Consider the following 10,159-nt stretch of genomic DNA (forward strand, 5'->3'; position numbering starts at 1 on the left):
TAGCACACCACGATCAGCTCGACGGCGAGAAGCGCCGCCACGAGGGCTACGACGCGAGCCCGTTCGGCGGGGTGGAGCCACATCAAACGATCTGCGACGAAACGCACCGCCCTCGAGACGATGAGGGCGACGACCGCGATCCCCATCACCTGAAACGGATAGCTGGTGAAGGTCGCCGGACCCTGGGCAAGCAAATAGAGGCATCCGGCGCAAATGGTCAGGGCGGCCAGGCTCGAGCCGAGCGCGAAGGTGAAGCCAAGGGCCGCAAGGGCCATGATGAGAGCCGGCACCGTCCACGAGGGCCGCTCGGCCGGCTTCAAGGTGACGCCGAGCACCTGGACGCCGAGGCTGCGGCCGCCCGAAGCCTCGAAGGTGTCCGACTCGATCCCGAGACGAAGCGTAGATGTAGTCGAGGGTAGCTCGAAATGGTAGGTGACCGATCCGGGAAGCGCCCTGGCTCGATGGACGGTGATGCCGTTCGCGGTAAAGCGCAGCTCGGGAAGCGCCTCTCCCACGGGGCGGATGGTTTTCAGTCGCGCCTCGACGTCGATGAGACCACGATGCGGGAGGTGGCGAAAGACGACGAACGAGCTCCCGTCGGTCCATCGAAAGTACTTGCCTTCGGCTCGCTCCCGCGAATGAAAGCCATCGACGAACCCCCCCTCGTAGCCCCGCTCGAAGTCGATCTCGATGCTTCCACGACCGGCGTAGACGGCTATGGTGGCCGCCGCGACGAGCGCGGCTACTCCGAGTCGAGCGACCATATCTCGACCCGGGGGCCCTTGAGATGGAGAGCGGAGCTCGGTGCCCAGTCCTCGTTGTCCAGGTAGGGTGTCTCCGCGCCCGGATCCACTCGGTGCCGGAGGGTGCCATGTGTGCGTACTCGCTCGAAGAGCGATGCGACCTCGGGAGGTGGAGATCTCGCCGGCTCTCGCAGCACGACATAGCTCACTTCGAGCTTCTTCAGAGGTTCCAGCCCGTCGACAAGCGCCTCGTATGGGACGTAGATCCGATCGAGCTCGTCACCCCGGCCGAAGAAGAAGAGCTGGTAGGACTCGTGCCGTCGCTCGGCTAGCGCGAGCAGGCTCGCGTATTTCCCCTGTTTTTCGATCTCACCGACGGCATCGTTCGCCTCGAGACTAAGGCGGAAGCTCTCTTCGGACTGAGGGAGCGGGACGGAGTACGACTGGAGTGCGATGGCGGTGCCCGTGGAGACGTTTTCCAGGATCCAGGTCCGCGCCAGGGTGCGGGTGTCCGGAGCGGCGAAGAGCCGATCAACTTGCAGCGATCGATAGAGCGGCTGAAGGCAGGCAAGCCCCAGCACGAGCCACGCGACCGCGCCAACGCGCCTTTCGATGCCGGCAACAGCGACTCCGCTCGCTGCCGCGAAACACGGAAGAACGGGATTCAAATAGCGCCCGGCGAAGAAGGTATAAGAAAGGAATAACAAGAAGATCGCAGGGAACGTGCCCCACAACGCGAACCGTCCCCGCATCATGACGAAGCCGGCGCCGATCAGGACGACGAGCGCGTACCCCAGACCCTGCTCGAGAATAAACTGCACGTAGAGCCCCAGGCTCGGCAAGAACGCATTGCCCGACGAAAGGCTTCGGTCCACGACGACCTCCCGGTTCGCCGCCATGTGCTCGAGCGCCGTTTCGGCACGAAGGACCACATAAGGCGAGAGCAGACAGAAGGTGACGAACGAGGCTGCTCCGGAGGCGAGCACCCCTGCGAAGGGGCGTAGCCGCGTCACGATCAGAAGAACCGGCGCGAGGAAGACGAGATAGTAATGGGTGGCAAAACCGACCCCGAGCGCCACACCGGCGAGAAGATAACTCGCGCGCGTCGGCCGCTCTCGAGCACGGTCGATGGCGGTGAGCGCGAGAACGACCAGGAGAGCGGCGGGTACGTCGTGTTTCACGTAGTGGGCATCTCGCACGTGGAAGTAGCAGAAAGCGATCACGACTGCGGCCGCTCGAGCCGCGGTACGGCCGAAATGCCTGTCGACGAGCCGGTAGGTGAGCACGAGGGTGGCGAGGGCACACAGCACGCCGACGAGACGGCCGGCAAGGTAGAAGTCCGTCGGGTCTTCGAAGAATCGACTCTGGAACTCCCGAAGACCTTCGTATCGGCCGACGAGCCACCCGGAGACAAAGAGCCCTCCCATGACAAAGAACAGGACATAAAAGAAGAAGCTCGGGTACAGGTAGTACCCGGGGTCGAGCCCCCGGGCCACGGAGAGCGACCGGGCGACGATGTTCGCCTCGTCGGGGTTGTAGACGAAGGGAAGGCCGTGATCGATGCCCCACAGCCGCAGCGCCGCCGCCGCGAGAACGACCAGCCAGAGGAAGGGGTCGCGGATCGCCGACATCAGCTCGTGCGTAGGTGCTCGATGACGCGTTCTAGAATGCGATCCAACCCAACGGTGGGCTCGTAGCCGATGAGCCTTCTGACCTTGGTAATGTCGGGAACGCGACGAGGCATGTCCTCGAAGCCTTCCTCGTAAGCTTCGTGGTAGGGAACGAAGACGACCTCGGACTGGCTTCCCGTCATTGCCTTGACTTTCCTCGCGAGCTCCAGAATCGTGACCTCGTGTTCCGAGCCGATGTTGAACACCTCACCGAGGGCCCCGGGGTGTTCCATCAAGGCGATGAGGGCCCTCACGACGTCGCTCACGTCGGTAAAACAACGGCTCTGGCTTCCGTCTCCGTACACGGTGATGGGCTCGCCCGCGAGCGCCTGTCGCACGAAATTCGGGATCACCATTCCGTATCGGCCGGTCTGGCGCGGACCCACGGTATTGAAGAGCCGCACGATGATGACGGGGAGCTTCTTCTCCTTGTTGTAGGCAAGGGCGAGAAATTCGTCGATCGCCTTCGAGCAGGCGTAGCTCCACCGTCCTTTCGTCGTCGGACCCATCACCAGGTCGTCGTTTTCCTGGAATGGAACTTTCGCGCTCTTTCCGTACACTTCTGACGTCGAAGCCACGAGGACACGCTTTTTCTTCTTGTTGGCCAGCTTCAGAATCGTCTCGGTACCATGAACGTTCGTCTCGATGGTGTGAACCGGGCTATCGACGATGAGGCGGACTCCAACGGCGGCAGCGAGATGCACCACGATATCGACTCGGTCGACCTGCTCGGCGGTGACCGGCTCGTTCATGACGGTGTCAATCGTGTAGTGGAACCCCTCGATGCCTTTGAGCGGCTCGATGTTTTCGATGCTTCCCGTGGACAGGTCGTCGAGGACGAACACTTCGTGCCCCTGGCTCAAGAGCGCTTCGGCAAGATGCGAGCCGATGAAGCCCGCCCCGCCGGTGATGAGCACTCTCACGTGAGGCCCCCGTTCGCCGGACCTCGTCGTCCCGCCTTCATCAAGACCTCGGCCACGCGGCGGGCGCCGCGGGCATCGACGAGCCGGGCGCCAGCCTCACTCATGCTTCGACGACGCTCCGAGGCAAGCAGGAGCTCGCGGGTCTTCTCGGCGATGGTCTCCTCCGACACATCGGTCCCGAGTCCGAGATGAAGGATCGTCCCGTAGCGCTCGAAACTCTCCATCCTCTTTTTCTCGCGCGCGTTCTGGCAGAGCACGACGCCCGGACGGCCCAGGGCCGCAATCTCGAAAACCGTCATTCCTCCCGAGCAGATGACGAGGTCCGACTCGAACAAGATATCCGCCATATGCTCGACGTTTCGAAGAAGCGTCGGCTGACGAGAAAGCCTCGGAAGGAGCTCCTCGAGCTCAGGGTGATAACCGAAGGCGGGGCCCAGCACGGCTCTCACCTGAACCTCTTCGAGCCTGTCGAGTGCCGCGAGAGTCTTCAGCGTGAGCCCCTGGGGATCGCTTCCGCCAAAGCTGACGACCACCCGGCTGCCGCGGCCGTCGATGGATCCTGACTCTCGGTTCTGAAACGAATCTCGGAGAATGGCGAAAGCCGGTCCGGAGTAGTAGTCGTCGAGCTCGGCTTCGGCTTCCTGCATCGTGGCGATGATGACCGAAGCGATCTCTTTGGGCCGTTCGATGTCCTCGATCGAGTCCACGAGGTTGATGGTGGACGCTCCCAGCGTCGCCAGGGATCGTAAGTACTCGCCGTCGAGGAACGGTCGATCGTTGACGATGATATTCGGCGAGTAGTCACGCACGGCTTCGATCTCCGGGCCGGCGAGAACCCGGACCTGGTGACCAGCTCGGGAAACTTGCTGGACACCCTCGGGATGATCCGCGCTCATGAGAAAGCAGATGTCCGCGTGCGAAACGCTCCTCAAGGCGTCGGCGACGGCCAAACTTCGATAGACATGGCCCATCCCGATTCGCCCGCCACCGTCGACGCGGATGAGAACTCGAGGGAGGTGCGCGAGCTTTTCCGCGAGCCAGAAGTCGTAGATGTCGTGAACCGTGATCGACGAGAGCTTGTCCATGAGAACGTGGCCGACCCGTGAGCCGAGTCGCGTCGTTCCCTCGAGAACATCACGGCGGAGAACCCGGATCGCGCCGTCCTCCTGGTAAAGCGGCTCTTGATCCTCTCTGCGTCCCGCGTGCTGGAATAGGGGCTCGAGCCTCCCTTCGGGCATGCGCCACGTGAGCGTGCGCACTTCGTTGAGCGATATCACCGAGTCGAGATCTCTAGCGGCGAGGGCATCAATGGCCTCGTCGATCTGCCGGCCGGTGCGAAAAGGGGACGTCGCCTGAAGAATGACCACGATTCCGAATCGCTTGCCTTCCTCTTTCTCGATGGCACGGACGGCGTGCCGAATGACGGCATTGATCTGCGGAAGATCCCCCGAGAGCTCTTTGGGCCGGCGAAAGGGCACTTCGGCTCCGTACTCGACCGCCACCCGGGCCACCTGGTCGTCGTCGGTAGAGACGACCAATCGGTCGATATAGCGGCTCTTTCTCGCTTCCAGGAGCGTGTGGGCGATGAGCGGTAGCGGCCCCAACTTCTTGATGTTGAGGTAAGGCACTTCGCTGTCGCCCCCGCGCGCCGGGACGACGGCAATCACTCGCTCGTTTTCTTTCATTTCACAGCATCGACCACTCGAGAACCGTATCCTCGGGTATCGTCACCTTCGCCACACGTCCCACGATCACGTCGGCGAACTTCGGATAGATCCCCGTTCCCGGACGCTTGAACGTGAGCATGTCGCGGGTTATCTCCGTTCCGGCGGAAATCTCCCTCGCCGAGACGATGCTTCGGCGCGCGAACCGGTAGGCGGCCGCCTCGGCCTCGACCGGCCCCTTCTCGTACCGCCCCATTGCCTTCTCGATCGTGCGAATGGCGTGCATCATCTGCTTCAGCTCGGGCGGATCGATGGAGAGATGGTGGTCGGGGCTGCCGGGAAGCGCCTTGTCCACCGTATAGTGCTTCTCGACCGCGACCGCCCCCAAAGCCACCGCGGCCTGCGGTACGGCAATACCGAGCGTGTGATCCGAGAGTCCCACCGGTATCTCGGGAAAGGACGCTTTCATATGCAGCATCATTCTCAAGTTGGCGTTCTCCGCCTCACAGGGGTACTGGAGCGTACAGTGAAGGAGAACGATCTGATCGTTGCCGTGATTTCGCAGCACCTCCACGGCTTCGCCGATCTCGGCAATGGTCGCGAGGCCGGTGGACAGGACGACGGGCTTGTTCTTGGACGCTACTTTCCCGAGCAGCGGGTGATCGGTGAGATCCGCCGATGCGATCTTGAAGCCGGGTGCCCCGAGATCGTCGAGCATGTCGACGGCCTCGTCGTCGAATGGAGCCGAGAAGCAAAAAATTCCCTCCGACTTCGCGTAGCCGAAAAGGGCCTCGTGCTCGTCGCGTCCGAAGCTGTCGAGCTTTCTAAACGTATCGAACTGGCTTCCCTGCGGGTCGTCGGGCTCGATCCAGTAGCGCGGTGCGGTTCGCGTCGATATCTTTCCCGCCTTGTAGCTCTGGAACTTGATCGCGTCGGCTCCCGCTCGCTTCGCCTCCCGGATGAGCCTCTTGCCGAGCTCGAGATCGCCGTTGTGATTGACTCCGGCCTCGGCGATGACGAACGCGGGATGGCCCTCGCCGATGAGCCGCCCGCCGAAATCTACTGGTTTCATCACTCTCCCCGGGCGCTTCCGTCGAGCGCGACGGAGCGGACGTTCGCGGCACTATGCCGGATATGCTCGTTAATCGCGCGGAGACCGGGCTCCTCGTCGAGCAGACGAATGGCCGCTTCCGTCGCGAGCACCCGTCCCGGACGGTAGAGTCTATCGAAGATGCGCTCCATGAGCACGAGGTCCTCGGGCTCGTCTACCGTCAAGCGGTATTCCGGCCGATAGAGAGATTCGGGGAGCGTTTCCCGGACGATGCGGAACTTCTCCGGATTTTCCTTTATATATAAGGTTACGAGCTCGGAGCGATGACGGGGCTCGCCGTCCCGGTGGCTCGCTTCCAAGGCTCGGCGCGAGATCACTTCCGAAAGGATTCCCATGAGAAGAGCGTCGCCAGGCACATACGTGTAGTCGGCGTCTTCTTGAACGTGGCGGGCAACGAGCCGCTCGATGAGAGGAAGGTCGGTCAGAGGGTTGTCGCCGGTGACCCGAACCACGTGCTCGACGTCCCAAAGGCGCGCGATTTCCACGTACCGGCCCAGCACATCCTCCTCGTCGCCCCGATAGGTACCGATTTCGAGGCTCCCCGCAAGCTCCACCAAGGGATCGTTGTCCTTCGATCGCGACGTCGCGAGAATCACGCGACCGGTCCCGAAGACCGCACTCAGGCGCAGCAAGAGATGCTCGAGGAGAGGCTTTCCCGCGAGGGGAGCGAGGGCTTTCCCCGGGCAGCGGGTCGAGCGCATCCGCGCCGACACGACGATGGGTACGTTACTCGAAGAGATCATCAGTCAACGGCTCCCAGGCGGGGATGTCGCGCTTCGGCTTGCGTCCGATGAGGCGTGGACTATCGCTCGGAGCGAGACCGGTCTCGTTCCGTACGAACGCGAGCCCGTCGCGGGTCAGGGGCTCACCCCTGGACAACGGCTTCCGGCTCACGACCGCTCGACGCATGAGCCGATGGTAGCTCTCTGAGCTGGCGCCGGCCGGCAGCGTTTTCCGCCCCACCGCCTTTTCCGCCTCCCGGATGAGCTCGACCATGGCCTTGAAGGTGTCCTCTTCGAGCGCCGACTCGAAATCGAACCCTCGGGCGCTCCGGTCGACAGTAATGTGCTTCTCGACCAGATCGGCGCCGAACGCGACTGAGAGCATCGGAAGGACCGTGGCCATCGGTGAGCCGCCATCCACGTGGTCGAGAAACCCAACCGGGAGGCCGAAGGTCCGTTTCAGCGTCCCGATGTACGCAAGATGGGAGTCCTCGATACGGGTGGGGAAATTCTGTACGCCGTGGAGCAACATGATGTCGAGATTCCCTTCTCTCGAGGCAGCCGCAAGCGCCTTTTCCACGGCTCCGAGCCCGAGACCTCCGGTGGCGATGAGTAGCGGACGTCCGGTGGCGGAGACGTGCCGGATGAACTCGGCGTTCTCGACGTCGGTCGAGTGAATCTTGTATGCCGCCACCGCATGCCGTTCGGCGAGGACGAGGCTTTGGCGATCGAACACTTCCACGAGCATCGCGAGTCCCGACGCTTCGGTTTCGGCCAGCACGGAGTCCCATTCGCCGTCGGACAGCTCGATCTGCCGAAACGTCGGAAAGCGAGGATCGTTGGGAGCGATGAGCTCCTCCGCCCGGAACATCTGAAACTTGACTCCGTCGGCGCCTGCCTGACGGGCGCTTCGCGCCAGCTTCCGAGCGAGCGATGCCTCACCCTGATGAGCGGAGGCCACTTCGGCAAGGATGAAGGCGGGCGCTCCCTCTCCGACCGGACGGTCACCGATCTTCATGGTCGTGATCTCCATCGATGAACTCTGTCATTACCCGATGATTCTACTCTTTGCCGTTTCGAGGATGGCGGCAACGATGCGGTCGGTCGACCGCCCGTCAGCCCCATAGGCGAAGTCCTGAATGTACGTTCGCCGGCGCTGCTCGAGCTTCTGTCTCGTTTCGGGATCGAAGAGAAACGACCGGAGCGGGGCCTCGATGGGCTCTCCCCTCCGAACACCGAGGGCTACGCCCCGGTCGACGAGCGCGCTCAGGTTGCTGGGGAGGTTGATGACGAGAACCGGCCGGCCGAGAACCAGCGCCTCGGAGGATGCGAGCGAGTCGACGGTGACGAGCCCGTTCGAGGCCACGAGAAGCTCGAGGAGGCCCGCTGTCTGCGGGACGAGCCGCGTGCGCCCGGCTCCGCGACGCGAGAGCGCCGCTTCGTACGGCTCGGCCGATTCGGCCTGGTGGGGCTTTACCAAGAGCTCGACGTCTCGCAGGCGCTCGAAAGCTTCCAGAAGCTCGTCGAAAACGGGCGCGATCGCGGTCCACCGCGTGGCGAGGACGAGAAACCGAGTTCCGTCGGGAACGCCCAGCGACTTGCGGGTCGCCGCGGCATCGTAGGCCTCGGCGGTCTTCGACAGAGCGTCGAATTTGGGGCTTCCGGTGACGAGGATCCTTTCCTCGGGATAACTTCCCCTTTCGATGAGAATCGCTTTCGCCAGGTTTCCGAAGACGGCGGTTCGCGTCGGGATGGGCACGCCGTCGTCGCCTTGGAGCTCGTCCGGCCGGTGTTCATGAGAGTAGTACCTCGGGTACATGATGCCGTGTTGGATGGCGAAGGTCGGCACGCCACGCGCTTTCGCCGCCGCCACCGCGACGCGACCGAGACCGCTCGATTCGGCGTAGAGGACCATGACATCGGGATTTTCCGCCTCCAGCACGCTTTCCACCTCGGCGTAAGATCGGATCGCCCAGGGAAACTGTCGCAGGAACGTGTCCCGAAAACAGGCCATCGCCGTGGAACCGAGCGGTATGTCACGACACGAAAGGCCTCGCATGCTCGATCGAAACTCGGAGAACAGGCGCCAACAGCGGTAGAAGTCGGGTACGAGCCGAAGCGTGCGCGAAAGAGTGAGGTATTCACGCGCGGGACGGTAGGGGCGAGCGACGCTCTGTATCTCGAATAAGTCCCGCAGCCATTCGCGGAGAGTCCTTTTTCGGAACGGCACCGGAGGGCCGAAGGCGACGACGATGGCTCCTTGGGTCTCGCGTGAGACCGCCGGTAGAATCCGGTCGAAGTAGATCTCGCGGCCGTCTCGCCACATGGAGGCATGGGTGAGAAAGAAGACCCGCGGCGCTCCCGGAAACCGGGGCGGTCGACGCCTCACTACCGATTTGATTCCGGTGCCCAGCATCTTCGCCAGATCGACGGCGTGCAAGAACGTGGTACTCCACCCGTATCGGCTGCGCTCTGCACGGCCGCTTCGGTACACCTCAACCTCGGGCACGAGGCGTCGTGCCGCCTCCTCCAGCTGCCGTGGAGGCTCGATGAGCACGATTCGCTCCGGCCTCCGCAATTCCACCAAACGCGCGAGCGCCTCGATATCGCGCACCACGAGCCTCAACGGCGTCTGGTGGTAGAGATAGATCTCGGCCCACCACCAGAGCGCGAGCGGTCCGAGCCGGAACCGGTGGCGAAAATGACTCCTTCCAAAATCCTTGAGCCACGTGATGACCGCGTCCTCCACCCCGGAGTCTTCCCGCTCTCCCAGGGCCTCGGCAAGGGCCTGGGACGGGATGCCCGCGCTCGTCAGCGTTTGGGTGACCTCGGGGCTGGGAAAACGGTCCTGGACGATGCGGGTGTGGTGCCAGGCGACAATCGCGTGGCCCTCGGCATGGAGCCGGCGCAACCGACTCAGAGCGCTCGCGTCGAGGCGGGCGTCCCCGACGATGGCGAATGTCCGGAACGACTCAACGAGTGACAGTCTGTGCGAACCTTTTCAACCGTCCTGGATCGGCTCAGAACCGGGTCGATGTGAGTGCCACATCCGCGCGGGCGAACGCCTTGAGGAAACGCTTCTCGGTCAAACGAGCTTCGTCCATCCGGCCTTGCGTCCGGAGACACTGCATCAGGCCAAACAGGGACCATCCGTTCTCCGGCCACTTTCTCAGATCGTCCCGGTAGACGTCTTCCGCCTGCTCCGGCCGCCCAGCTTCGAGCAACACGGCGCCGAGCGAGTGCCGGACCGGATAGTGCCAGGGCGGAGGCTCCGTGTATGCGAGGTTGTCCTGGAGGTTGACGGCTTTCTCGAGGGAGTCGATCGC

The 10,159-nt window shown here is 63.2% G+C and carries 9 protein-coding genes; all 9 read right to left on the reverse strand.

The features are described from left to right. Positions 1-764 (reverse strand): hypothetical protein (locus VEK15_00325; GenBank protein ID HXV59107.1); only part of this gene is annotated, 764 nt, incomplete at its 3' end. After that, on the reverse strand, positions 743-2,374 hold the full coding sequence (locus VEK15_00330; protein ID HXV59108.1) for a glycosyltransferase family 39 protein: 1,632 nt from the start codon (positions 2,372-2,374) through the stop codon (positions 743-745). The genes VEK15_00325 and VEK15_00330, both read right to left, overlap by 22 nt. Continuing rightward, on the reverse strand, positions 2,374-3,336 hold the full coding sequence (locus VEK15_00335; protein HXV59109.1) for an NAD-dependent epimerase/dehydratase family protein: 963 nt from the start codon (positions 3,334-3,336) through the stop codon (positions 2,374-2,376). The genes VEK15_00330 and VEK15_00335 overlap by 1 nt, the downstream gene beginning before the upstream one ends. Next, entirely contained in the window at positions 3,333-5,021 is a 1,689-nt protein-coding gene (locus VEK15_00340) for a glycosyltransferase (protein HXV59110.1), read from the reverse strand. The genes VEK15_00335 and VEK15_00340 overlap by 4 nt, the downstream gene beginning before the upstream one ends. A 1-nt stretch (position 5,022) precedes the next feature. After that, the gene (locus VEK15_00345; GenBank protein HXV59111.1) at positions 5,023-6,072 is read right to left on the reverse strand and encodes an N-acetylneuraminate synthase family protein; all 1,050 of its coding nucleotides are present in this window, start codon (positions 6,070-6,072) and stop codon (positions 5,023-5,025) included. Then, on the reverse strand, positions 6,072-6,854 hold the full coding sequence (locus tag VEK15_00350; GenBank protein HXV59112.1) for an NTP transferase domain-containing protein: 783 nt from the start codon (positions 6,852-6,854) through the stop codon (positions 6,072-6,074). The genes VEK15_00345 and VEK15_00350 overlap by 1 nt, the downstream gene beginning before the upstream one ends. Continuing rightward, on the reverse strand, positions 6,838-7,866 hold the full coding sequence (locus VEK15_00355) for an N-acetylneuraminate synthase family protein (GenBank protein HXV59113.1): 1,029 nt from the start codon (positions 7,864-7,866) through the stop codon (positions 6,838-6,840). The genes VEK15_00350 and VEK15_00355 overlap by 17 nt, the downstream gene beginning before the upstream one ends. Before the next feature lie 15 nt (positions 7,867-7,881). Then, positions 7,882-9,744 (reverse strand): hypothetical protein, encoded by a 1,863-nt coding sequence (locus VEK15_00360; GenBank protein ID HXV59114.1) that lies wholly within the window; start codon positions 9,742-9,744, stop codon positions 7,882-7,884. Between the two features lie 109 nt (positions 9,745-9,853). Continuing rightward, a partial coding sequence (locus VEK15_00365) for a tetratricopeptide repeat protein (protein ID HXV59115.1) occupies positions 9,854-10,159 on the reverse strand: 306 nt, incomplete at its 5' end.

Source organism: Vicinamibacteria bacterium, from assembly GCA_035620555.1.
In the GTDB taxonomy this organism is placed as follows: Bacteria; Acidobacteriota; Vicinamibacteria; order Marinacidobacterales; family SMYC01; genus DASPGQ01.

Bases quoted from the DNA above. Each gene is read 5' to 3' on its own strand.
- VEK15_00355 (HXV59113.1), bottom strand. From the start codon at position 7,866: ATGGAGATCACGACCATGAAGATCGGTGACCGTCCGGTCGGAGAGGGA.
- VEK15_00350 (HXV59112.1), bottom strand. From the start codon at position 6,854: ATGATCTCTTCGAGTAACGTACCCATCGTCGTGTCGGCGCGGATGCGC.
- VEK15_00330 (HXV59108.1), bottom strand. From the start codon at position 2,374: ATGTCGGCGATCCGCGACCCCTTCCTCTGGCTGGTCGTTCTCGCGGCG.
- VEK15_00345 (HXV59111.1), bottom strand. From the start codon at position 6,072: ATGAAACCAGTAGATTTCGGCGGGCGGCTCATCGGCGAGGGCCATCCC.
- VEK15_00340 (HXV59110.1), bottom strand. From the start codon at position 5,021: ATGAAAGAAAACGAGCGAGTGATTGCCGTCGTCCCGGCGCGCGGGGGC.